Annotated in this window: 20 protein-coding genes; 19 read left to right on the forward strand and 1 reads right to left on the reverse strand. The window is 66.3% G+C overall.

Annotated features, from left to right (window positions below):
- Window positions 1-9 precede the first annotated feature (9 nt).
- The 8 genes from V9L21_RS22445 to V9L21_RS22480 are packed head-to-tail and all read left to right on the forward strand — an operon-like array spanning window position 10 to window position 9418.
- Window positions 10-966: a tripartite tricarboxylate transporter substrate binding protein gene (locus V9L21_RS22445; protein WP_337315084.1), complete on the forward strand. Its 957-nt coding sequence runs from the start codon at window positions 10-12 to the stop codon at window positions 964-966.
- Window positions 963-2249 carry a 3-isopropylmalate dehydratase large subunit gene (locus V9L21_RS22450; RefSeq protein ID WP_337315085.1) on the forward strand — a complete coding sequence of 429 codons (1287 nt, stop codon included), beginning with the start codon at window positions 963-965 and terminating at the stop codon, window positions 2247-2249. Before V9L21_RS22445 ends, V9L21_RS22450 begins: the two co-directional genes overlap by 4 nt.
- Window positions 2246-2764 (forward strand): LeuD/DmdB family oxidoreductase small subunit, encoded by a 519-nt coding sequence (locus V9L21_RS22455; protein WP_337315086.1) that lies wholly within the window; start codon window positions 2246-2248, stop codon window positions 2762-2764. Before V9L21_RS22450 ends, V9L21_RS22455 begins: the two co-directional genes overlap by 4 nt.
- Window positions 2757-4484 carry a hydantoinase B/oxoprolinase family protein gene (locus tag V9L21_RS22460; protein WP_337315087.1) on the forward strand — a complete coding sequence of 576 codons (1728 nt, stop codon included), beginning with the start codon at window positions 2757-2759 and terminating at the stop codon, window positions 4482-4484. The genes V9L21_RS22455 and V9L21_RS22460 overlap by 8 nt, the downstream gene beginning before the upstream one ends.
- Window positions 4481-6535: a hydantoinase/oxoprolinase family protein gene (locus tag V9L21_RS22465; protein ID WP_337315088.1), complete on the forward strand. Its 2055-nt coding sequence runs from the start codon at window positions 4481-4483 to the stop codon at window positions 6533-6535. The genes V9L21_RS22460 and V9L21_RS22465 overlap by 4 nt, the downstream gene beginning before the upstream one ends.
- A complete protein-coding gene (locus V9L21_RS22470; protein ID WP_337315089.1) occupies window positions 6532-7146 on the forward strand; it encodes a cysteine hydrolase family protein in 615 nt (204 codons plus the stop codon). Before V9L21_RS22465 ends, V9L21_RS22470 begins: the two co-directional genes overlap by 4 nt.
- Window positions 7143-8558: an FAD-dependent oxidoreductase gene (locus V9L21_RS22475; RefSeq protein ID WP_337315090.1), complete on the forward strand. Its 1416-nt coding sequence runs from the start codon at window positions 7143-7145 to the stop codon at window positions 8556-8558. The genes V9L21_RS22470 and V9L21_RS22475 overlap by 4 nt, the downstream gene beginning before the upstream one ends.
- Window positions 8555-9418 (forward strand): isocitrate lyase/PEP mutase family protein, encoded by an 864-nt coding sequence (locus tag V9L21_RS22480; RefSeq protein ID WP_337315091.1) that lies wholly within the window; start codon window positions 8555-8557, stop codon window positions 9416-9418. Before V9L21_RS22475 ends, V9L21_RS22480 begins: the two co-directional genes overlap by 4 nt.
- 22 nt (window positions 9419-9440) lie before the next feature.
- Here V9L21_RS22480 and V9L21_RS22485 read toward each other — a convergent pair whose 3' ends face one another.
- Window positions 9441-10325 carry a LysR family transcriptional regulator gene (locus tag V9L21_RS22485; RefSeq protein WP_337315092.1) on the reverse strand — a complete coding sequence of 295 codons (885 nt, stop codon included), beginning with the start codon at window positions 10323-10325 and terminating at the stop codon, window positions 9441-9443.
- 146 nt (window positions 10326-10471) lie between these two features.
- Here V9L21_RS22485 and V9L21_RS22490 point away from each other — a divergent pair, with 146 nt between their 5' ends.
- From V9L21_RS22490 to V9L21_RS22540, 11 genes are all read left to right on the forward strand, one after another.
- The gene (locus tag V9L21_RS22490) at window positions 10472-11230 is read left to right on the forward strand and encodes an SDR family oxidoreductase (RefSeq protein WP_337315093.1); all 759 of its coding nucleotides are present in this window, start codon (window positions 10472-10474) and stop codon (window positions 11228-11230) included.
- 213 nt (window positions 11231-11443) lie between these two features.
- A complete protein-coding gene (locus tag V9L21_RS22495; protein WP_337315094.1) occupies window positions 11444-12610 on the forward strand; it encodes a type I restriction endonuclease in 1167 nt (388 codons plus the stop codon).
- A gap of 154 nt (window positions 12611-12764) precedes the next feature.
- Window positions 12765-13463, forward strand: coding sequence for a TetR/AcrR family transcriptional regulator (locus V9L21_RS22500; protein ID WP_337297947.1), 699 nt, complete (start codon window positions 12765-12767; stop codon window positions 13461-13463).
- 67 nt (window positions 13464-13530) lie between these two features.
- Entirely contained in the window at window positions 13531-15327 is a 1797-nt protein-coding gene (locus V9L21_RS22505) for an acyl-CoA dehydrogenase C-terminal domain-containing protein (RefSeq protein WP_337315095.1), read from the forward strand.
- Between the two features lie 41 nt (window positions 15328-15368).
- Entirely contained in the window at window positions 15369-15803 is a 435-nt protein-coding gene (locus tag V9L21_RS22510) for a DUF2147 domain-containing protein (RefSeq protein ID WP_337315096.1), read from the forward strand.
- 36 nt (window positions 15804-15839) lie between these two features.
- Window positions 15840-18263 carry a 3-hydroxyacyl-CoA dehydrogenase/enoyl-CoA hydratase family protein gene (locus V9L21_RS22515; protein ID WP_337315097.1) on the forward strand — a complete coding sequence of 808 codons (2424 nt, stop codon included), beginning with the start codon at window positions 15840-15842 and terminating at the stop codon, window positions 18261-18263.
- Between the two features lie 15 nt (window positions 18264-18278).
- Window positions 18279-18734, forward strand: a complete 456-nt coding sequence (locus V9L21_RS22520) for an endonuclease domain-containing protein (protein ID WP_337315098.1) — start codon at window positions 18279-18281, stop codon at window positions 18732-18734.
- Window positions 18735-18766: 32 nt separating this feature from the next.
- Window positions 18767-19963 (forward strand): acetyl-CoA C-acyltransferase, encoded by a 1197-nt coding sequence (locus V9L21_RS22525; protein ID WP_337315099.1) that lies wholly within the window; start codon window positions 18767-18769, stop codon window positions 19961-19963.
- Between the two features lie 165 nt (window positions 19964-20128).
- Entirely contained in the window at window positions 20129-21025 is an 897-nt protein-coding gene (locus V9L21_RS22530) for an alpha/beta hydrolase family protein (RefSeq protein ID WP_337315100.1), read from the forward strand.
- Between the two features lie 32 nt (window positions 21026-21057).
- The gene (locus V9L21_RS22535; protein WP_337315101.1) at window positions 21058-21888 is read left to right on the forward strand and encodes an acyl-CoA thioesterase; all 831 of its coding nucleotides are present in this window, start codon (window positions 21058-21060) and stop codon (window positions 21886-21888) included.
- A gap of 13 nt (window positions 21889-21901) precedes the next feature.
- Entirely contained in the window at window positions 21902-22642 is a 741-nt protein-coding gene (locus V9L21_RS22540; RefSeq protein ID WP_337315102.1) for an SDR family oxidoreductase, read from the forward strand.
- The last annotated feature ends 106 nt before the right edge of the window (window positions 22643-22748 follow it).

Below are 22748 nucleotides of genomic sequence, written 5' to 3' on the forward strand. Positions count from 1 at the left end.
ACACAACACATGAAAAGACGCGACATCCTCCTCTCGTCGCTGGCCGCGGCATGGGCCGGCGGCGCCTTTGCGCAGATCGGCAATGCGCCGGTGCGCATTCTCGTGGGCGCGCCCGCGGGCGGCTCGACCGACACGCTTGCGCGCTCGCTTGCCGTGAGCATGGGCCCGGCGCTCGGCCGCACGCTCATCGTCGAGAACCGGCCCGGCGCGGGCGGCAACATCGCCGCCGATGCGGTGGCCAAGGCGGCGCCCGACGGCAACACGCTCTTGATGAGCTTCACCAGCCACGCGATCAACGCCACGCTCTACCCGACGCTGCCCTTCGATCCGGTGAAGGATTTCACCGCGCTCACCTGCGTGGCGACCTCGCCCTCGATCCTCGTCGCGCATCCCTCGATGCCCGCCAAGGACGTGCGCGAACTCATCGCGCTCGCCAAGTCCAAGCCGGGGCAGCTGAACTTCGCGATCGGCGCAGTGGGCTCCTCGCTGCACATGGCGGGGGAAGCCTTCAAGATGCAGTCGGGCGTGGACATCGTCAACATTCCCTACAAGGGCACTTCGCCCGCCGTACAGGACGTGCTCGCGGGCCAGGTGCAGCTGATGTTCGCGGCCGTGGGCAACGTGAAGGCGCACATCCAGGCCGGCAAGCTCAAGGCGCTGGGCGTGACCACGGCCAAGCGGCTGCCCGCTTTTCCCAACGTGCCGGCGATTGCCGAGGCGCTGCCGGGCTACGAGTCGAGCGCGTGGTTCGGGCTCTTCGGCCCGGCCCACATGCCCGCGGATCGTGTGAAGCAGATCGGCGATGCCGCACGCCACGCGCTGCAGCAAGCCGACATGCGCCAGCGCCTGGAGACCGAAGGCGCCATTCCCGTCGGCAACTCGACCGAACAGTTCTCCGCCTTCGTGCAGAGCGAGATCACGCGCTGGGCGCAGGTCGTCAAGTTCTCGGGAGCCAAGCCGGAATGACATCGACGGCTCCAACCCGCGCGCCGGCCCAGACGCTGGCGCAGAAGCTCATCGCACGCGCAAGCGGACGCGAGCGGGTGTCCGTGGGCGAGATCGTGACCTGCGGCGTCGACCTGGCGATGTTCCACGACTCCTCGGGCCCGCGGCGCCTCAAACCCATGCTCGAGGAACTGGGCGCGCAGATCTGGGACCGCTCGCGCGTGGTGCTGGTCATGGACCACTATGTGCCCGAGAGAGACGACGACTCGCGCCGCATTGTGCGCATCGCGCGCGACTGGGCGCGCGACCAGCAGCTGCCGCACGTGTACGACAGCCAGGGCATCTGCCACGTGGTGGTGCCGCAGCACGGCCACATCCGTCCCGGCATGCTGTGCGTGGGCGGTGATTCGCACTCGCCCACGGGCGGTGCGTTCGGCGCCTACATGTTCGGCATCGGAAGCACCGAGATGCTGGGCGTGATGGTGACCGGCGAGATCTGGCTGCGCGTGCCCGAAACCATCCGCATGTGGTGGGACGGCGCGCTCCCGGCGGGCGTGACCGCCAAGGACATGATGCTGCACATGATCGGCCGCTTCGGCATGAACGGCGGGCGCTACCAGGCGGTCGAGTTCGCGGGGCCCGCGGTCGCGGCGCTGTCGATGCAGGAGCGCATGACGCTCTCGAACATGAGCGCCGAGCTGGGCGCGCAGGCCGGGCTGATCGCGCCCGACGCGACCACCGCCGAGTTCCTGGCCGGGGCCGGCGCGCCACCTGTCGACATGGTGCCCTGGTTCACCGACGAAGGCGCCGCGCTCACCGACCATCGCTTCGATGGCTCTACGCTCGAACCGTATGTCGCCGCGCCGCACAGCCCGGCCAACGCGCACGGCGTGAGCCATTACGCGGGCACGCCGGTCGATGTGGCCTACATAGGCGCCTGCACCGGCGCCAAGCTCGACGACCTGCGCGCTGCAGCGCAAGTGCTGCGCGGCCACAAGGTGGCGAGCGGCATCCGCCTGATCGTGGCGCCCGCGAGTATTCGCGACCAGGAGGCGGCGCGCGACGAGGGCGTGCTGCAGGTGCTGATGGACGCGGGCGCCGAGCTGTTCCCGACCGCGTGCGGTGCATGCTCCGGCTACGGCGACCCGATGGGCGACGACGTCACCGTCATCTCCACCACGGCGCGCAACTTCAAGGGCCGCATGGGCTCGCCGAGCGCGCAGGTCTATCTGGGCTCGCCCTACACGGTGGCGGCGGCTGCATTGCGCGGCTGCGTGACCGATCCGCGCGAGGTGCTCGTATGACCACCGAAACATTGCACCGTGTCTGGCGCCTGGGCGCCGACATCGATACCGACGCGCTCGCACCCGGCCATGCGATGAAGCACGGCATCGACATCATCGCGAAGCACTGCCTCGAAGCCATTCGCCCCGAGTTCGCGAGCGAAGTGCAACCGGGGGACGTGATCGTGGCCGGCCCCAACTTCGGCATCGGCTCCTCGCGCGAGCAGGCTGCGGCCGTGCTCGTGCAACTCGGCGTTGCGGCGGTGATAGCGCCGTCTTACAGCGGGCTCTACTTTCGCAATGCATTCAACGTCGGCCTGCTGCTGCTGACTTGCGCCGAAGCCGAATCGCTGGGCGACGGGGAACGCATCGCGCTCGACATCGCCGCTCCTGCCGTCGTTTCGTCCCAAGGTACGCGGCTGGCATGCGAGCCCGTGCCCGGATTTCTCATGGACATGGTTCGCGCCGGCGGACTGATGAATCAACTGCGCCAGCGCGCCGGCGCCACGCCCATCCAGAAAGCAAGCAATGTCTGAACCTTCTTCCTCCACGGGCACCCTGGACCCGGTCACGCTCGCCGTGCTGCGCGGCCGCCTCGAACAGGTGGCCGACGAAATGGACGCCACGCTCTACCGCAGCGCGTTCAACCCCATCATTGCCGAGGCGCACGACGCCTGCCACGGCCTGTACGACGCGGCGAGCGGCGACACGCTGGTGCAGGGCAAGTCGGGCCTGCCGGTGTTCGTGGGGGCCATGGCTTTCGCAGTGCGCGCCACCGTGAAGGCGGCCGAACCCCGCGGCGGCATGCGAGACGGCGACATCTGGATCAGCAACGACGCGTACGACGGCGGCACGCACGCCAATGACTTCAAGCTGGTCAAGCCCTTCTTTCGCAACGGCAAGCTCTACTGCCACATGGCTTCGGCTGCGCACTGGCACGACGTGGGCGGCGCGGTGCCCGGCAACTACAACCCGGCCGCCACCGAGTGCTGGCAGGAGGCGGTGCAGATTCCGCCGGTGCGCATCGTGCGCGGCGGTGTGCTCGATGCGGATGTGCTCGCCATCTTGCAGGCCAACACGCGCCTGCCCGACAGCCTCTGGGGCGACCTGAACGGCCAGCTCGCGGCGTTGGAGCTCGGCGAGAAGCGGCTGAACGGCCTGCTCGACGAATACGGTGACGACCTGGTGCTGAACGCGCTGGGTGAGCTGCGCGGCCGCGCGCTGCGCCTCATGCGCTCGCACATCGCGTCGCTGCCCGACGGGCGCTACAGCTTCGAGGACGTGCTGGACAACGACGGCATCACGAATGAGCCGCTCACCATCGCGCTGGACATGACGGTGGCTGGCGACCGGCTGCTGCTCGACTTTTCGCGCACCTCGCCGCAATGCGCGGGGCCGGTGAACATTTCGCGCGCCACCGCGGTGGCGGCCTGCTACGTCGCGCTGAAGCACCTGTTCCCCGACGTGCCCGCCAATGCCGGCGTGCTCGACGCGGTCGACTTCAACATTCCCGACAAGCTGGTGATCAGCTGCGAGCGCCCGCGCCCCGTCGGCGGCTACACCGAAACCATCCTGCGGATGATCGACGTGATCTTCAGCGCCGCCGCGCAGGCCGACCCCACGCGCGCCGTGGCGCAGGCCTACGGCACGATCAACGCGCTGTCGATTGCGGGCCACCGCAGCGACAAGGGCCGCGAAGGCCAGCGCTGGGTGATGTTCAGCTTCTTCGGCGGCGGCCATGGCGGGCACTCGGGCGGCGACGGGCTCTCGCACGGCAATGCACCGATCTCGACCGCGACGATTCCGCCGCTCGAAATTCTCGAAGCCGCCTATCCGGTGCGCTTCACCGAGTGGTCGCTGCGCGCCGATTCGGGCGGCGACGGCCGGCACCGCGGCGGCCTGGGCGCCGTCTACGAGATCGAACTGCTGGAGAAGGACGCCGAAGTGTTCGTCTTCGGTGAGCGCGGCACCTCGCCGCCCAAGGGCATTGCGGGCGGCGGCGAAGGCGCGGTCAACAGGTTCAGCTACGAGAACGAAGGCAGGTGGCACACGCCGCCGATGATCTCGAAGATGCGCGGCATCCAGCTTGCGCGCGGCGAGCGCGTGCGGCTCGAAACGCCCGGCGGCGGCGGCTGGGGCCATGCGGCCGAGCGGACCGCACCGCAGCGCCAAGCCGACAGCGCGATGGGCTATGTGACCACCGGCATTCACGCCGGAACCAATGCCGGCAGCAGCGACAAGAAAGCGTTCGAATGACTTCCACTGGTAAATCCCTTGTCGTCGGCGTCGATGTCGGCGGCACTTTCACCGACCTCTTCGTGCTCGACGAGGCCAACGGCACGGCGCGCATCGTCAAGGTGCCGTCCACGCGCGGCGAGGAAGCGCGCGGCTTCATGAACGGCGTGGCGCGGGTGGCCGATTCGGCCGCGGCCATCGCCACCATCGTGCACGGCACCACGGTCGGCACCAATGCGCTGCTCGAACGCAAGGTGGCGCGCACCGGCATCATCACCACGCGGGGTTTTCGCGACGTGCTGGAGATGCGCCGCCGCGACCGCCCCGAGACCTGGGGCCTGCGCGGCAGCTTCACGCCCGTGGTGCCGCGCGACCTGCGCCGCGAGGTGGACGAGCGCGTGCTGGCCGATGGCACGCTTCACACCGCGGTCGACCTCGAACAGGTGCGCGCCGAAGCGCGTTCGCTGCTCGAAGCCGGCTGCGAGGCCGTGTGCGTATTCTTCATCAACACCTACGCGAACCCCGAGAACGAGCGCCTCGCCGTCGCTGCGGTGCGCGAGTTCTGGCCCAATCCGCACGTCACTTCTGCGAGCGAAGTGCTGCCAGAGATCCGCGAGTTCGAGCGCTGCTCGACCGCCACGCTCAACGCCGCACTGCAGCCCGTGGTGGGAAGCTACCTCGGCCGGCTCGAGTCCGACCTGCGCGGCCAGGGCTTCGCGGGCGAACTGCTGGTGGTGCAGAGCAACGGCGGCGTGATGTCGCGCCAGACCGCGAGCGACCTTCCGGTGCGCACGGCGCTCTCCGGCCCCGCGGCCGGCGTGATCGCCTGCGCGGCCATCGCGCGCGCGGCGGGCTTTCCGAACGCGATCACCGGCGACATGGGCGGCACCTCGTTCGACGTGTCGCTGGTCGCAAACGGCGAGGCCGCACTGGCCGCGCAGACTGCCATCGAGTTCGGCATGGTGATCCGCTCGCCGATGATCCAGATCGAGACCATCGGCGCGGGCGGCGGCTCCATCGCCTCGGTGGATGCGAGCGGCATGCTGCAGGTGGGCCCCGAGTCGGCCGGCAGCGTGCCGGGGCCGGCGTGCTACGGGCGCGGCAACATGCGCCCGACGGTGACGGACGCGAACGTGCTGCTGGGGCGCATCGCGGCGGACCGGCCGCTGGGCGGCGGTTTGCTCGCGGCGCTGGATGCGGAGAAGTCGCGCCAGGCCATCGAGGAACACGTCGCGCGCCCGCTGGGCCTGGACGTGCATGCCGCGGCCGAGGCGATTCTCACGGTGGCCAATGCGCGCATGGCGGGCGCCATTCGCCTCGTCTCCATCGAACGCGGCCACGACCCGCGCCGTTTTGCCTACATGCCCTTCGGCGGCGGCGGCGCACTGCATGTGTGCGCCATGATGCGCGAGGTGGGCGTGGCAACGGGCATCGTGCCGCGCTACCCCGGCGTGACCTCGGCGCTCGGCTGCGTAATAGCCGACATGCGCCACGACGCGGTGCAGACGCTCAACAAGCCGTTGACCGAACTCGATGTGGGCGACGTGCAGCGCCGCATCCACGAACTGGCGGCCAGTTGCCAGCAGCGCCTCGACTCCTCCGGCGTGCGCTTCGATGAAGTGCGCGAAGTCATTGCGCTCGACATGCTCTACGCGGGCCAGACGCACACGCTGCCGGTGGTGCTCGCCGATGCAGGCAAGGTGCCGCTCACGGCCGCGTCGATCCGCGCCGCGTTCGAGGCAAGCTACACCGCCGCGTTCGGTCGCGTGCTCGAAGGCATCCCTGTGCGCGTGATGAACCTGCGCTATGCGCGCATCGGCGTGCGGCCCAAGTTCGACCTGAAGGTGCTCGCACCCGAAGGGGAGGGCAGCACCGCGCCGCTGGGCACGCAGCGCGTGTTCCACCACGGCAAGTGGCACGAGGCCGTGCGCTATGCGCGGCTCGAACTGCCGGTGGCCGCCCGCATCGAAGGCCCTGCCATCCTGGAGCAGGCCGACACCACCGTGTGGCTCGAGCCCGGCTTCCACGCCGAGGTCGATGCGCACGGCAATCTGCTGGTGAGGCTGTCATGAGCGAAGCGGTGAAACCCATTGCGGTGAAGACGGCGCTGGTCATCATCGACCTGCAGAACGATTTTCTCGACGTGAACGGCGCGTATGCGCGCGGCGGCGACACCAACCCGCCTGCGCTGCTGCTGCCGGCGCGCGTGGCAGAGGTGGCGCGCGCGCTCAAGGCTGCGGGCGGCCTCGTGGTCGCGAGCCAGTTCACGCTGTGGCCCGACGCGAACGGCGAGCCGATGGTCTCGCCGCACCTGAAGGCGCTGCGGCCATACCTGAAGAAGGGCGACTTCGCGCCCGGCAGCTGGGGCCAGGCGAACGTCGATGCGCTGGCCGGGCTCGTCGACGTGACGGTCAGCAAGGTCGCGTACTCGGCGTTCTTCAACACGCAGCTCGACTGGGTGCTGCGCCGTGCGGGTATCGACATCGTCGCGGTCTGCGGCATCGTCACCAATGGCGGCGTCGCCAGCACGGTGCGCGACGCGCACATGCGCGACTACCGCACGCTGGTGCTAGCCGACGGCTGCGCGGCCTTCGGCGAAGAGCGCCACCAGACCTCGCTGGCCGACATGCGCAACGTGGCCGAAGTGACGGACTGCGCGGCCTTCACTGCATCGCTCGCATGACCGCAAGCCCCTCGCGCCTCATCCGCCGCGCGGAACGGGTCGAGACCGATGCGCATGTGCCGGTCGCCATCGTCGGCGGCGGCGCCTGCGGGCTCACGGCCGCGCTGATGCTGGCCGATGCGGGCGTGGAATGCGTGGTGCTGGAGCGCGACGCGCTGCCGAGCGGATCGACCGCGCTGTCCTCGGGCTTCATTCCCGCGCCGGGCACCCGCACGCAGCGCTCGCATGGCGTGCAGGGCGACAGCGCCGAGCGCTTCGCCGCCGACATCCAGGCCAAGGCCCACGGGCGCGCGGCGCCTGCGCTGGTCGCGGCTTATGCAGAGTCCATCGGGCCGGCGCTCGATGCGCTGCAGGAGCGGCACGGGCTGCGGTGGATGCTGCTCGACGGCTTTCTCTATCCGGGGCACAGCCTGCATCGCATGCACGCGCTTCCACAAAAGACCGGTGCCGCATTGATGGCCGCACTGCAGTCTGCCGCGGAGGCAGCAGGCATTCCTGTGTTGACGCAGGCGCTGGTCGATACGCTGGTGCTCGATGCCGAAGACCGTGTGGTCGGCGTCGATTACGCCCGGCCCGACGGCAGCCGCGAAACGCTGGCCTGCGACGCGCTGCTGCTCGCCTGCAACGGCTTCGGCGGCAATGCGCAGATGGTGCGCGCGCTGCTGCCCGAGATGGCCGAGGCCACCTTCGGAGGCCACACCGGCAACGACGGCAGCGCGATCCTCTGGGGCGAGTCGCTCGGCGCGCGGCTGCGCGACCTGGGCAGCTACCAGGGCCATGGCTCGTGGGTCACGCCGCAAGGGGCGCTGATGTCGTGGGCCGTGATGATGGAAGGCGGCGTGCAGGTCAACTGCGAGGGCCGACGCTTCCATGACGAGACGCAGGGCTACTCGGAGGCCGCGGTGCACGTGCTCGCGCAGCCGGGCGGCATTGCGTGGAATGTGTTCGATGCGCCGCTGCTCGCGCTGGCGCGCGGCTTTCCCGACTTCTGCGATGCGGAAGCTGCGGGTGCGCTGCGCCGCTGCGAATCGGCGGCTGCGCTGGCCGACTGCATCGGCTGCGAGCAAACCGTTCTGCAGGCCACGCTCGATGCCATGCGCGGCAACAAGCCACCCGCCGACGGCCGCGTGTTTGCACGCGCACTTGAAGCGCCGTACTTCGCAGTGAAGGTCACGGGCGCGTTGTTCCACACCCAAGGCGGCCTCGACACTGCGCCCGACATGCGCGTGCTGCGGCAGGGCGGCACGCCGTTCGCCAACTTGCTCGCCGCTGGTGGCGCGGCGGGCGGCGTCTCGGGCGACGCGGTGTGGGGCTATCTCTCCGGCAACGGCCTGCTGAGCGCCGTGGCCGGAGGCTACATCGCGGCGCGCACCGCCGCCGCATTGATCCATTCGACGAAAGCGTCCCCATGACGAACCCCTCCTTCAAGACCCGGCTCGCGCGCAACGACATCGTGCTCGCACCCGGCGTGTACGACGCGCTGAGCGCATTGGTGGCCGAGCAGGCCGGCTTCGAGGCGCTGTACCTCTCGGGCGCCTCCATTGCCTACACACGGCTGGGCCGCTCCGACGTGGGCCTAACCACTTTCACCGAGGTGGCCGACACGCTTGCGCGCATCACCGAGCGCGTGAGCCTGCCGGTGATCGTCGACGCCGACACCGGCTTCGGCAATGCGCTGAACACGCAGCGCACCGTGCGCGGCTTCGAGCGCGCGGGCGCGGCGATGGTGCAGATCGAGGACCAGACTTTTCCCAAGCGCTGCGGCCACCTCGACGGCAAGGCCGTGGTGCCCGAGCGCGAGATGGTCGGCAAGCTCAAGGCCGCGCTGGACGCGCGCGCATCGAGCAACACGCTGATCCTCGCGCGCACCGATGCGGTCGCAGTCGAAGGGCTCGAAGCGGCGCTCGACCGCGCCGAGGCATACCTCGCCTGCGGCGTGGATGCGCTCTTCATCGAGGCGCTGCGCTCGCCCGAGCAGATGGACGCGGCCTGCCAGCGCTTCGGCGGCCGCGTGCCGCTCCTGGCCAACATGGTCGAAGGCGGCAAGACGCCGATCCAGGATGCGGACGCGCTGCAGGCCCATGGCTTTCGCATCGCGATCTTTCCGGGCGGCACGGCACGCGCGGTGGCACACACCCTGCAGGGCTACTACGCGAGCCTGCACCGGCACCGCACCACACAGCCGTGGCGACCGCAGATGCTGGACTTCGACGCGCTCAACGACGTGATCGGCACGCCGGAGCTGATGCGCATCGGCCAAAAATACGATTGACCTGCCGCGGGGCGCTGCGCCCTCAGCGCAGCACCCGAATCAACTCGTCGTACACCAGCCGCACGCGTGCCGGCACCGGAGCGCGCTGCGGCCGGTAGACGTTGATCGGCCATGGCTCCGGTGCATCGGCCTCCAGCACGGCCACCAGCGCACCCGTTTGCAGCCATGGTTCCGCCAGCGGCGCAATGAGCTGGCCGAAGCCCACGCCCGCCAGCACGGCGGCGCATTCGGCATCGATGTCGTCGGTCACGAAGGCCGGTGACGTCACCGTGACGATCCGCCGCTTGCTGAACGCCCACGGCCAGGGACGGCCTGAGCTCAGGTCTATCAGTGCGGTGAGCGGCAGTGCCGAAAGCGCATCCAGGTTCTGCGGCGTGCCGACCCTTTCGATGAGTGCCGGTGCGGCCACCACATGCAGCGGCATTTTTCCGACGGTGCGCGCAACAAAGCGCGCATCGCGCATCGGCCCCACGCGGATGCCGATGTCGATCTGCTCGTCCACCACATCGGCATGCTGCTCGGAAAGGCGCAGGTCGAGCACCAGCCCCGGGTGCGCAGCCAGCAGCGGCGCGAGCGCCTGCGGAATGAGCCGCGCATACATGTGCGGTGCCGTGACCCGCACCGTGCCCGCGTGGCGGGACAGCGTTCGCCGGTCGATCTGGTGAAACAGCTCGTCGACGCCGCCCACCGCCACGCGGGCGCGCTCGGCAAGCTGCCGGCCGAAATCGGTGAGCTGCACGCCGCGCGTGCTGCGGTGGAACAGCGGCTCGCCCAGTTCTTCTTCAAGCTCGCGCACCGCGCGCGTCACCACCTGGGGCGAGACCGACAGGCGCACGGCGGCCTCGCGGAAATTGGCGGCGTCCGCGGCGGTGCAGAACACGCGCAGGGCTTCGAGGCGGTTGGCCATGGTGGTGCTTTCAAAAACCTCAAAAGGCGGAGTATTCCATTTTCAGGAATTCTGAAGTCGCGAGAGTTTCATTTACGGGAACGCGTGGATTTTCGACACTGCATGCACTTCTTGTTTTTCTTCAACACCCCCCGAAAGGAACCTCCATGACATCCGTTCAAGACAACATCCGCGGCAAGGTTGCCATCGTCACCGGCGCGAGCAGCGGGCTCGGCGAATCGACTGCCCGCCACCTGGCCGCGCGCGGCGCCAAGGTGGTGCTCGCAGCGCGCCGCACCGATCGGCTCGACAAGGTGGTCGCCGAAATCCGCGAAGCCGGCGGTGAAGCCATTGCCGTCGCCACCGACGTGGCCCGGCGCGCCGACCTGGAAAAGCTCGCGGCAGCAACCGTCGAAGCCTTCGGCCGCATCGACGTGCTGGTCAACAACGCGGGCGTGATGCCGCTGTCGCCCATCGACAAGCTCAAGGTCGACGAATGGGACCGCACCATCGACGTCAATATCAAGGGCGTGCTCTACGGCATTGCCGCAGTGCTTCCGCGCATGCAGGCCCAGGGCAGCGGCCACATCGTCAATGTCGCGTCCATTGCGGGGCTGAAGGTGTTCACGCCCATCGGCACTGTGTACAGCGCAACCAAGCACGCCGTGCGCGCCATCTCCGAAGGGCTGCGCGTGGAAATGGGCAACAGCGGCGTGCGCGTGACCATCGTGTCGCCGGGTGCGGTGGATTCGGAGCTTAAGTTCGGCAGCACCGACGCCGAAAGCGCCGCCGGCGTGCAGGCCTTCTACGAAGCCAACCAGATCCCGGCCGACTCCGTGGCCCGCGCCGTGGTCTATGCGGTGGAACAGCCCGCGGACGTGGACATCAACGAGGTGGTGCTGCGGCCGGTTGCGCAGGAGTTCTGATCGGGTGGAGATGTGAACGCTCGTGGCGTTCTCATCTCCGCCATCTTTCTGACCCTCTACAGATTTACTTCCGCAGTATTTCGATGGGTGCGGCAGACGGCCAAGTGAGAGAGGTTGCCACCCCAGCCGCGATCCGATACCGCTCCCAAACTTTCACAATGGTTCGCGCTTGCATGTAACAAAACCTTGCAACACCACCTAGTTCTGCTGAGAATGCCTAAGCCTTGCGCCGCACATACGCACAAGGCTCAACAAATCAAGGAGCAGGAAGTGGATTTCATTGATCAAGTCAGATCGCTCGCTTCTCGAGTGGCCGTCGCCAAGGACTTACTCCAAACAGAAGAGGCGACCAAGAACGCGATGGTTATGCCCTTCATCCAACTGCTCGGCTATAACGTCTTCGACCCTTTGGAGGTCACGCCGGAACTGATCGCAGATGTCGGAACCAAGAAAGGCGAGAAGGTCGACTATGCGATCTTGAAGGACGGCAAACCCATCATGCTCTTTGAATGCAAGAAGAGTGGCGGTGACTTGAATATCAACCATGCCAGTCAACTCTTCCGCTACTTCCATGTGACCGAAGCTCGATTTGGAGTTCTCACCAACGGTGTTGTATATCGTTTCTTCACTGACCTTGAGAAGCCGAACAAGATGGACGAGAAGCCCTTCTTCGAATTCAACATCCTCGATTTCCGTGATCAGGACGTCGAAGAGTTGAAGAAATTCGCGAAAACAATCTTCGATCTTGAGAGCATCCTCACCACTGCAAACCACCTTAAGTACACGCGGGCGATTCAGAACACGCTGAGCGAGTGGATGATTAACCCTCCTGAGGAATTCGTGCGGCTCGTATCGGCTGAGTTCCTGGCTGGCAAGCACTTCAAGAACGCGGTTAAGGACCAGTTCACCTTAGTGACGAAACGCGCTTTTCAGCAACTCGTCGGCGACAAGATCAACGAACGTCTGAAAGGGGCAATGACGCCTGAGCCCACGTTGGCGCCCGCGATCTCAGTAGTGGAAGAGGGCGCGCGGGCAGTTGACGAGCCATTTGTTCCATCAGAGGTTGAGTTGGAGGCGTTTCAGATTGTCCGGGCAATCCTTCGCCCGCTGGTAAAGCCGAACCGGGTTTTCATCCGTGACGCGGCCAGCTACTGCGCCATCCTCTTCGACGACAACAACCGCAAGCCGATTTGCCGACTTAGATTCAACAACGAGAGCAAACTGGTGGTCGGACTGTTTGACGCGAACAAGGAAGAGGAGCGTATTTCCATTTCCAGCGTTGATGAGCTTTTCGACTTTGGCGACCGCCTGAAAGATTGCATCAACGCTTACATCAAGCCGAGCTCTAGCAAAGAACCTGCAGAGCCAGTGCCGATTTAACTGGCCTAAGGTCCACTTAGGCAGCGACCGGCGACCGGCGACCGGCTGTCCCGCCCACACCGATTAACCTTCAAAACCTGAAGGACATTGACGGCCAAAAGCAGAAAGCCCCTGCAAAATAGAACGACCGTTCGTTTTATTCGGAGCTTCCACGATGTCTGTCAATGCCGTTCCCGCCAAGCCGGTCCGCGCGGCCCAGAAGGGCCAGCAGACCAAGGCCGTCATCGTTGACGCGGCGCTGGCGCTGGCTGCGCAGATCGGGCTCGAGGGCCTGTCGATCGGCGCTGTGGCCGAAATCACCAAGATGAGCAAATCGGGCGTGTTCGCCCACTTCGGCTCGCGCGAGGAACTGCAGATCTCGGTGGTGCGCGAGTATCACGCACGCTTCGAGCAAGAGGTGTTCTTTCCGGCACTCGAGGCACCGCGCGGCCTGCCGCGCCTGCGCGCCATGTTCGCCAACTGGATGAAGCGCACCTCGGCCGAAATCGACTCGGGCTGCATCTACATCAGCGGCGCTTCCGAATTCGACGACCGTCCCGGCCCGGTGCGCGATGCGCTCGTGGAGTCGGTCAGCATCTGGCAGGCGGCCGTTTTGCGCGCCATCGTGCAATCGAAGAGCGAGGGCCATCTGCGCGCCGATGCCGACGAACGGCAGGTTGCCTTCGAAATCCACGGCCTGATCCTCGCGCTGCACTACGAAGCACGTTTTCTGCAGGTGCCGGGCTCCATCGGCCGCGCGAACGTCGGCTTCGACAACATCCTCGCGCGCAGTGCCACGCCCGATGCACCGCCGCCTGCTGCGGAACCCGCAGCGGCAAAACCCGCCAGCCGCCGGCTCAAGCCCGTGCGCTGAGCGGCTCGTTCTTTTTCTCGTTTTCCCCTTTTTCTTTTTATCCAAGTTTCGACCAGGAGAGTCCCGGATGCCTACCTACAACCCGCCCGTACGCGACATGCAGTTCGTTTTGCACGAAGTGCTCAATGTCGCCGATGAACTCAAGGCGCTTCCGGCCCATGCCGAGACCGATGCCGACACCATCAACGCGGTGATCGAAGAGGCCGGCAAGTTCGCCGCCGAGGTGACCTTTCCGCTCAACATCAGCGGCGACGAAGAGGGCTGCACGCTCGACAAGACCACGCACGAAGTCAAGACCCCCAAGGGCTTCAAGGACGCCTACGCCAAGTACGTCGAAGGCGGCTGGCCTGCGCTGTCGTGCGACCCGGCCTTCGGCGGCCAGGGCCTGCCGTTCGTGGTGAACCAGTGCCTGTTCGAAATGCTCAACAGCGCGAACCAGGCCTGGACCATGTACCCCGGCCTTTCGCACGGCGCCTACGAGGCGCTGGTGGCCCACGGCACCGAAGAGCAGAAGAAGACCTACCTGCCCAAGCTCACGAGCGGCGAGTGGACTGGCACCATGTGCCTGACCGAGCCGCACTGCGGCACCGACCTGGGCCTATTGCGCACCAAGGCCGAGCCGCAGCCTGACGGCAGCTACCGCATCACCGGCAGCAAGATCTTCATCTCGGCCGGCGAGCACGACATGACGGACAACATCATTCACCTGGTGTTGGCCCGCCTGCCCGATGCGCCCAAGGGCAGCAAGGGCATCAGCCTGTTCGTGGTGCCCAAGTACAAGGTCAAGGCCGACGGTTCGCTCGGCGAGCGCAACCCGATCTTTTGCGCCGGCCTCGAGCACAAGATGGGCATCCACGGCAACGCCACCGCGCAGATCGTGATCGAAGGCGCCACCGGTTCGCTGGTGGGTGAGCCGAACAAGGGCCTGCAGGCCATGTTCGTGATGATGAACGCCGCCCGCCTGGGCGTGGGCAACCAGTCGCTGGGCCTCACCGAAGTGGCCTACCAGAACGCATTGGCCTATGCGAAAGACCGCACGCAGATGCGCTCGCTCTCGGGCGTGAAGGCCAAGGACAAGGAAGCCGACCCGATCATCGTGCACCCCGACGTGCGCAAGATGCTGCTCACGGCCAAGGCCTACGCCGAAGGCGGCCGCGCGCTGCAGATCTTCTGCACGCTGCTGCTCGACAAGGCGCACAACCACCCTGACGAGAAGGTGCGCAAGGACTCGGACGAACTGGTTGCGCTGCTCACGCCCATCGTCAAGGCCTTCATTACCGACAACGGCCACATTGCGACCAACGCCTGCATGCAGGTGTTCGGCGGCCACGGCTTCATCAAGGAATGGGGCATGGAGCAGTTCGTGCGGGACAACCGCATCAACATGATCTATGAAGGCACCAACACCATCCAGTCGCTCGACCTGCTGGGCCGCAAGGTGCTGGGCAACAACGGCGCGTCGCTCAAGAAGTTCGGCAAGCTCGTTGCCAAGCTGGTCGAAGAAGAAGGCGTGAACGAGAAGATGGCCGAGTTCATCAACCCGATTGCGGGCCTCGGCGACCAGCTCACCAAGTTCACGACTGAGATCGGCTTCAAGGGTTTCCAGAACCCCGATGAAGTGGGCGCCGCCGCGGTGGACTACCTGCGCGTGGCCGGCCACTTCGTGTTCGGCTACTTGTTCGCACGCATGGCCCAGGTGGCACTGCGCCAGATTGCCGCCGGCAACACCGATCCGTTCTACGTGGCCAAGCTGCAGACGGCACGCTTCTACTTTGCCAAGCTGTTCCCAGAGACGGCAACGCTGATGCGCACGGCGCGCGCCGGCAGCAAGGTGCTGATGGACACGGAAGCGGCGCTGGCCTGAGGCCGCCCCTGTACGTTGACATCGTTCAATCGGAGCCGCTCATGAAAACGACGCTTGCAGCCATCGTCCTTGCTGCCATTTCTGCCACAGCCATGGCGCAGAGCACTCCGGTGGGCTTGTGGCGCAACGTCGACGATAAGACCGGCGAGGCCAAGGCCGAGATTCGCATCGGCGAAGCCAATGGCGCGCTCATCGGCCGCATTGAGAAGTCGCTCAGAAAAGACACCAAGCCCGACGCGATTTGCGACGAATGCACCGACGACCGCAAGGGCAAGCCCATTGCGGGCCTCGAGATCATCCGCGGCGGCAAGAAGGCTGAAGGCAAGGACGTCTGGGAAGGCGGAAAGATCCTCGACCCCGAGAACGGCAAGGAATACCGCGCGAGCTTCACGCCCATCGATGGCGGCAAGAAGCTCGAAGTGCGCGGCTATCTGGGCCCGTTCTGGCGCACCCAGACCTGGAACCGTGTCCAGTAGACCGCTGCGTTTTCAATTCAAGAAATACCAATCAACATGTCCCGATTTCAAGTGAAGAAGGTCGCCGTGCTCGGCGCCGGCGTGATGGGTGCGCAGATTGCCGCGCACCTCGTCAACGTGCGCGTGCCCGTGGTGCTGTTCGACCTGGCGGCCAAGGACGCGACCGGAGCTGTCGCTCAAGGTGCAGCGAAGAACGGCATCGTCACGCGCGCCATCGACAACCTCAAGAAGCTCAAGCCCGCGCCGCTCGGCGACGTGGCCGATGCGGTGCTCATCGAGCAAGCCAACTATGAAGACGACCTGGCCAAGCTCGGCGAGTGCGACCTCATCATCGAGGCCATTGCCGAGCGCATGGACTGGAAGCTCGATCTCTACAAGAAGATCGCGCCGCACGTGGCCGAGCACTCGATCCTGGCCTCGAACACCTCTGGCCTTTCGATCACGAAGCTCAGCGAGGCGCTGCCCGAAGCCCTGAAGCCGCGCTTCTGCGGCATTCACTTCTTCAACCCGCCGCGCTACATGTTCCTGGTGGAGCTGATCAACACGCCCACCACCCAACCGCAGGTGCTCGACGACCTCGAGGCCTTCGTCACCAGCACGCTCGGCAAGGGCGTGGTGCGGGCGCACGACACGCCCAACTTCATCGCCAACCGCGTCGGCATCGCCGGCATGCTGGCGACGCTGAAGGAAGTCGAGAAGTTCGGTCTCACGCCCGACGTGGTGGACGACCTCACCGGCAAGAAGCTGGGCCGTGCAAGCTCGGGCACCTTCCGCACCGCCGACGTGGTGGGCCTCGACACGATGGCCCATGTCGTCAAGACGCTGCAGGACAACCTGAACGCCGAAACCGATCCGTTCTACGCCAACTTCTCGACGCCGCCGGTGCTCGCGAAGCTGCTCGAACTGGGCAACCTCGGCCAGAAGACCAAGGCCGGCTTCTTCAAGAAGGTTGGCCGCGACATCCTGCGCTTCGACCTCCAGAGCGGCGAGTACCTGCCCGCCGGCGCCAAGGCCGACGAGGTGTACGGCCGCATGCTCAAGAAGCCCGCGGGCGAGCGCCTCAAGCTGCTGCGCGAGAGCGAAGGACCGCAGGGCCAGTTCCTCTGGGCTATTCTGCGCGACAGTTTTCACTATGCCGCCGTGCACCTGGCCAGCATTGCCGAGAGCGCGCGCGACATCGACTTTGCGATGCGCTGGGGCTTCGGCATGAAGCAGGGCCCGTTCGAGCTCTGGCAGGAAGCCGGCTGGGCGCAGGTTGCCAAATGGGTGCAGGAAGACATCGATACCGGCAAGGCGCTGAGCACGGCACCGCTGCCCAAGTGGGTGTTCGAAGGCCCCGTGGCCGAGGCCGGCGGCGTGCATACGCCCGAAGGCTCGTGGAGCGCATCGCAGAACAAGTTCGTGCCGCAGCGCAAGCTGCCGGTGCATGACCGCCAGCTGTTCCCCGAGAGCGTGCTCGGCGCCAACGCGGCCGACGCCAACACCGCAGGCACCACGATCAGCGACGAAGGCGACGTGCGCGTGTGGACGCTCGACGGGGAAGTGCTCATCGCCAGCATCCATTCGAAGATGCACGCCATCAGCCCCGACGTGGCCGAAGCGCTGGGCGCCGCTGTCGACCTGGCCGAGGCCGAATACAAGGGCCTGGTCATCTGGTCGCCCGACGAGATGTTCTCTGTCGGCGCCGACCTGCAGGCAATGCTGCCGGCCTTTGTGGTCGCAGGCATCGGCGCGGTCGAAGGCGCGGAGGAGGAGCTGCAGAACGTGATGCTCAAGATCCGCTACGCCAACGTGCCGGTGGTGTCGGCCGTGCGCGGCATGGCGCTGGGTGGCGGCTGCGAGCTGGCCGTGTATTCGTCGAAACGCGTGGCGGCGATGGAAAGCTACATCGGCCTGGTCGAAGTGGGCGTGGGCCTGATTCCCGGTGCGGGCGGCCTGACCTACATTGCGCGCCGCGCGGCCGAGAACGCAGCGGCCTCCACGGGGTCTGACCTCCTGCCGTTCCTCACCGAAGGTTTCACCGCCGCGGCCATGGCCAAGGTAGGCACTGGCGCTTTGGATTCGAAGAAGCTCGGTTACCTGCTCGACAGCGACGTGATCGTGCCGAACAAGGACGAGCTGCTTTACGTGGCGCTGCAGCAGGCGAAGGCCATGGCCGACGCCGGCTACCGCCCGCCACTGCGCCGCACCTTCCGCGTGGCAGGCCGCAGCGGCGCCGCGACGATCAAGGGCCAGCTCGTGAACATGCGCGACGGCGGCTTCATCAGCGCGCACGACTTCCACATTGCCAGCCTGATCGCGAATGTGGTGACCGGCGGCGACGTGGACGCGGGCTCGCTCGTGACGGAGGAATACCTGATGGCGCTGGAGCGCAAGGCGTTCTGCTCGCTGATCGTGCATCCGAAGACGCAGGAGCGGATCATGGGGATGCTGAGCACGGGGAAGCCGGTGCGGAACTGATCTGACCCACAGACCATGAAAGAGGACGCAGGCATGTCTGGTCCCCTCTCCCGCGAGCGGGAGAGGGCTAGGGTGAGGGCACGCAGCCTTCGAGGAACCCCGACGGACGCCGAGTCCCTGCTCTGGTACCACCTGCGAGATCGCCGCCTCAGTAATTACAAGTTCCGTCGCCAACGTCCCATCGGCCCGTACTTCGCAGACTTTGCATGCCTCGAAGCGAAGTTGATCGTTGAACTGGACGGCGGGCAGCATGTGGAAGCTGCCAGCTATGACGAGAACCGCTCCCGCTTCATGGAAGCCCAGGGCTATCGCGTTCTCCGGTTCTGGAACAACGAAGTGCTGACGCAGACGGATGCCGTTCGAGAGCGGATTCTGCAGGCGCTGCAAGAAGACAGCCCTCACCCCAGCCCTCTCCCGCGAGCGGGAGAGGGAGCAAGACAACAGTCGACCATCGTCGCATCGGGCGAATGAGCAAGACAAGACACAAGGACTGAAGAGAAGCCATGAAACAAATCCAAGACGCCTACATCGTCTCCGCCACCCGCACTCCCATCGGCAAGTCGCATCGCGGCTACTTCCGCAACTACCGGCCCGACGACCTGCTCGCGACCACGCTGAAGGCTGCACTCGCCGCCGTACCCGGCCTCGACCCCAAGGCCATCGAAGACATCATCTGCGGCTGCGCGATTCCCGAATCGCAGCAGGGCTTGAATGTCGCGCGCATCGGCGCCGTGCTGGCGGGCCTTCCCACCAGCATCGGCGGCATCACAGTGAACCGTTTCTGCGCTTCGGGCCTCTCTGCAGTGCAGATGGCCGCGGACCGCATCCGCGTGGGCGAAGCCGACGTGATGATCGCCGCCGGTGTCGAGAGCATGAGCATGGTGCCGATGATGGGCAACTCGCCGTCGCTTTCGCCCTCCATCTTCGAGCGTGAAGGCGACGTGGGCATTGCCTACGGGATGGGCCTCACGGCCGAGAAGGTTGCTCAGCAATGGAAGGTGAGCCGCGACGCGCAGGACGAGTTCGCGCTCGCCTCGCACCAGAAGGCACTGGCCGCACAGAAGGCCGGCAAGTTTGCCGACGAGATCACGCCCATCGAAGTGACCGACCGCGCGCCGAACCTGGAGACCGGCGAATCGATTGCGAAGACCCGCACGGTGAACCTCGACGAAGGCGCCCGCCCGGACACCAGCCTTGAAGGCCTGGCCAAGCTGCGCACCGTGTTTGCCGCGCGCGGCACCGTCACCGCGGGCAACAGCTCGCAAACATCGGACGGCGCTGGCGCGCTCATCCTGGCGAGCGAGAAGGCCGTGAAGCAATACGGCCTCACACCGCTTGCCCGCTTTGTGAGCTTTGCGAGCAAGGGCGTGCCGCCGCACATCATGGGCATCGGCCCGATCGAGGCGATTCCGGCGGCGCTGCGCTACGCAGGCCTCAAGCACGAGGACATCGACTGGTTCGAACTCAACGAAGCCTTCGCGGCGCAATCGCTCGCAGTCATCAACACGCTGGGGCTCGATCCGAGCAAGGTCAACCCGATGGGCGGCGCAATCGCACTGGGCCATCCGCTCGGCGCGACCGGCGCGATTCGCGCGGCTACCGTGGTGCACGCACTGCGGCGCGAAAACCTGAAGTACGGCATGGTCACGATGTGCGTGGGGATGGGGCAGGGCGCAGCCGGCATCTTCGAACGCGTGTAGGGCGGCTACTGCGCGGGCGATCTGCGGCGTTGCGGGGCCCGTCGGGAAATCCTCACGACCCTGAAGGTCGCTCCGGTTTCCCGCCGCCCGCGCCTTGCATCTCATCCCGCTCGCTACGCCGGAAAGATTGCGGTCTTGGTTCAAGAAAACGAAGGAGACAACTTCATGCAGGCGCAGCAGATACAGGTCAGCGAAGGCGTGCAGGTGGCCGTGCGCCGCTACGAGCCGGCCGGCGAACCGCGTGCCAGCATCGTCATCGGCGGTGCCATGGGTGTGCGGCAGTCTTTCTATGAACCCTTCGCACAATGGCTTGCGCAGCAGGGCCTGCAGGTGTGGACCTTCGACTACCGCGGCTCGGGCGATTCGCGCAACGGCGCCTCGCTGCGCGGCTTCGAGGCTGATTTGTTCGACTGGGCGCGTGACTACGAGGCCGTGATCGACGCCGCAAAGGCTGTAATGCCGGAGCAGCCGCTCTATCTTCTCGGCCACAGCCTCGGCGCGCAGCTGCCGGGCTTCTTGCAGCGGCCGGAGCAGGTGGACGGCCTTGTCAGCATTGCTGCTGGCAGCGGCTACTGGCGTGAGAACGCGCCGAAGCTCAAGCGCAGCATTCTCTATTTCTGGTTTGTGCTGGTGCCGCTGGTCACGCGGCTGTGCGGCTACTTTCCGGGCCGCAAGCTCAAGAAGGTGGGCGACCTGCCGCGTGGGGTCATCCTGCAATGGCGCCGCTGGTGCCTTCATCCGCGCTACAGCGTGGGCGCCGAAGGCGAGAGCGCCTTGCAGAGCTACGGGCGCGTGCGCTTTCCGGTGCTTGCACTGTCGATGACCGACGATGAACTCATGACGCTGGCCGGCACCGAAAGCCTGGTGAGTTTCTATGCGGGCGCGCCGCGTGCCGTCGAGCGCATTGCACCCGCCGACGTGCAGGCGCGGCGCATCGGCCACTTCGGCTTCTTCCGCGAACAGTTCAAGAGCAGCCTCTGGCCGAGCACCATCGACAAGCTGCACCGCCTGGCCGCACTTACCGCGGTGCAGCAACCCGGCGTCCCGCACACGACTGCATAACGCCACGCATCGGAGGCACACTGCAAATCACCATGAGCACGCATCCCTTCGACAAAGCCCTCGCGCTTGAGCACAGCGACATCCGCGCCGGGCATTTCACCGGCGCCACCAGCCCCGACTACTGGAACATGGTCGGGCCCTTCGGCGGCGCCACGGCCGCCATTGCGCTGCAGTCGGTGCTGCGGCACCCGGACCTGCTGGGCACGCCGCTCGCGCTGACCGTCAACTTTGCGGCGGCGCTCGAAGCCGGCCCATTCGACGTGCAGGCCACACCGGTGCGCACCAACCGGTCGACGCAACACTGGACGGTGCAGATCACCCAGCCGGGTGCGGGCGGCTCGCCGAACATGACGACCACGGCCACGGTGGTCACGGCCGCACGGCGCGAAACCTGGGGCGAAAGCGACACGCCGATGCCCGAGGTGCCGCCGCCCGAGGCGGTCAAGCGCTTCAGCATCGGCCCCGCCGGCGTGGCATGGCTGGACCGCTACGAGATGCGTCCAATCAGCGGTGGCATTCCCGCGAAGTGGGACGGCAGCCTTCAGCACAGCGAAAGCCGGCTCTGGCTGCGCGATGCCGAGGAGCGGCCGCTCGACTTCTGCTCGCTCGCCGCGATGAGCGACATGTTCTATCCGCGCGTGTGGCTGCGCCGCGCCAAGCATGTGCCGGCGGGCACGGTGTCGATCACCACCTACTTCCATGCCGGGCCGGATCAACTGGCCGAGGTCGGCTCGGGCTACTTGCTGGGCCGCGCGGTGGGGCAGCAGTTCTTCAACGGCTTCTTCGACCAGGCGGCGCACTTGTGGAGCGAGAAGGGCTTGCTGCTCGCCACGTCGAACCAGATCGTCTACTACAAGGAATAGCGAGAGAACGCCCATGCAAAAGACCGCACTCATCGTCGGCGCCGGCGACGCCACCGGCGGTGCCATTGCCCGCCGCTTCGCCCGCGAGGGTTATGCCGCCTGCGTAACGCGCCGCAGCCTCGACAAGCTGCAGCCGCTCGTCGCGCAGATCGAAGCCGAAGGCGGCCGCGCCCATGCGTTTAGCTGCGATGCGCGCAAGGAAGAAGAAGTGGTCGCACTCGTCGAGCAGATCGAGTCGACCATCGGCCCCATCGAGGTGATGGTGTTCAACATCGGCGCCAATGTGCCCGAGAGCATCCTGACAGAAACCGCGCGCAAGTATTTCAAGGTATGGGAGATGGCCTGCTTCTCGGGCTTTCTCAACGGGCGCGAGGTTGCAAAGCGCATGGTGGCGCGCGAACTCCCGAAAGGCGGGCATCGCGGCACGATCATCTTCACAGGCGCCACAGCGTCGCTACGTGGTGCCGCGAACTTCGGCGCCTTCTCGGGCGCGAAGATGGCTTTGCGCGCGCTGGCCCAGTCGATGGCCCGCGAGCTAGGTTCTCAGGGCATTCACGTAGCGCATGTGGTGGTCGACGGCGCCATCGACACCGAGTTCATCCGCACCAATTTTCCAGAGCGTTATGCGCTGAAGGAAAGCGACGGCATCCTGAACCCTGAGCACATTGCGGACAGTTATTGGATGCTGCATTCGCAGCCGCGCGATGCGTGGACGCATGAGCTTGATCTGCGGCCGTGGTCGGAGAAGTTCTGAGATGACTTCTTCGATTGTGCGCACTGAGCGTTGTTCAGGGCGCGCACCCGCCGACGGGGTACCTTTCTCCGCGAATGTCCCCCGGCCTGCGGCCTCCTCCTTTATT

The organism is Variovorax sp. CCNWLW235 (assembly GCF_037204085.1).
Taxonomy (GTDB): Bacteria; Pseudomonadota; Gammaproteobacteria; order Burkholderiales; family Burkholderiaceae_C; genus Variovorax.

Bases quoted from the DNA above. Each gene is read 5' to 3' on its own strand.
- V9L21_RS22445 (WP_337315084.1), top strand. From the start codon at position 10: ATGAAAAGACGCGACATCCTCCTCTCGTCGCTGGCCGCGGCATGGGCC.
- V9L21_RS22450 (WP_337315085.1), top strand. From the start codon at position 963: ATGACATCGACGGCTCCAACCCGCGCGCCGGCCCAGACGCTGGCGCAG.
- V9L21_RS22455 (WP_337315086.1), top strand. From the start codon at position 2,246: ATGACCACCGAAACATTGCACCGTGTCTGGCGCCTGGGCGCCGACATC.
- V9L21_RS22460 (WP_337315087.1), top strand. From the start codon at position 2,757: ATGTCTGAACCTTCTTCCTCCACGGGCACCCTGGACCCGGTCACGCTC.
- V9L21_RS22465 (WP_337315088.1), top strand. From the start codon at position 4,481: ATGACTTCCACTGGTAAATCCCTTGTCGTCGGCGTCGATGTCGGCGGC.
- V9L21_RS22470 (WP_337315089.1), top strand. From the start codon at position 6,532: ATGAGCGAAGCGGTGAAACCCATTGCGGTGAAGACGGCGCTGGTCATC.
- V9L21_RS22475 (WP_337315090.1), top strand. From the start codon at position 7,143: ATGACCGCAAGCCCCTCGCGCCTCATCCGCCGCGCGGAACGGGTCGAG.
- V9L21_RS22480 (WP_337315091.1), top strand. From the start codon at position 8,555: ATGACGAACCCCTCCTTCAAGACCCGGCTCGCGCGCAACGACATCGTG.
- V9L21_RS22485 (WP_337315092.1), bottom strand. From the start codon at position 10,325: ATGGCCAACCGCCTCGAAGCCCTGCGCGTGTTCTGCACCGCCGCGGAC.
- V9L21_RS22490 (WP_337315093.1), top strand. From the start codon at position 10,472: ATGACATCCGTTCAAGACAACATCCGCGGCAAGGTTGCCATCGTCACC.
- V9L21_RS22495 (WP_337315094.1), top strand. From the start codon at position 11,444: ATGCCTAAGCCTTGCGCCGCACATACGCACAAGGCTCAACAAATCAAG.
- V9L21_RS22500 (WP_337297947.1), top strand. From the start codon at position 12,765: ATGTCTGTCAATGCCGTTCCCGCCAAGCCGGTCCGCGCGGCCCAGAAG.
- V9L21_RS22505 (WP_337315095.1), top strand. From the start codon at position 13,531: ATGCCTACCTACAACCCGCCCGTACGCGACATGCAGTTCGTTTTGCAC.
- V9L21_RS22510 (WP_337315096.1), top strand. From the start codon at position 15,369: ATGAAAACGACGCTTGCAGCCATCGTCCTTGCTGCCATTTCTGCCACA.
- V9L21_RS22515 (WP_337315097.1), top strand. From the start codon at position 15,840: ATGTCCCGATTTCAAGTGAAGAAGGTCGCCGTGCTCGGCGCCGGCGTG.
- V9L21_RS22520 (WP_337315098.1), top strand. From the start codon at position 18,279: ATGAAAGAGGACGCAGGCATGTCTGGTCCCCTCTCCCGCGAGCGGGAG.
- V9L21_RS22525 (WP_337315099.1), top strand. From the start codon at position 18,767: ATGAAACAAATCCAAGACGCCTACATCGTCTCCGCCACCCGCACTCCC.
- V9L21_RS22530 (WP_337315100.1), top strand. From the start codon at position 20,129: ATGCAGGCGCAGCAGATACAGGTCAGCGAAGGCGTGCAGGTGGCCGTG.
- V9L21_RS22535 (WP_337315101.1), top strand. From the start codon at position 21,058: ATGAGCACGCATCCCTTCGACAAAGCCCTCGCGCTTGAGCACAGCGAC.
- V9L21_RS22540 (WP_337315102.1), top strand. From the start codon at position 21,902: ATGCAAAAGACCGCACTCATCGTCGGCGCCGGCGACGCCACCGGCGGT.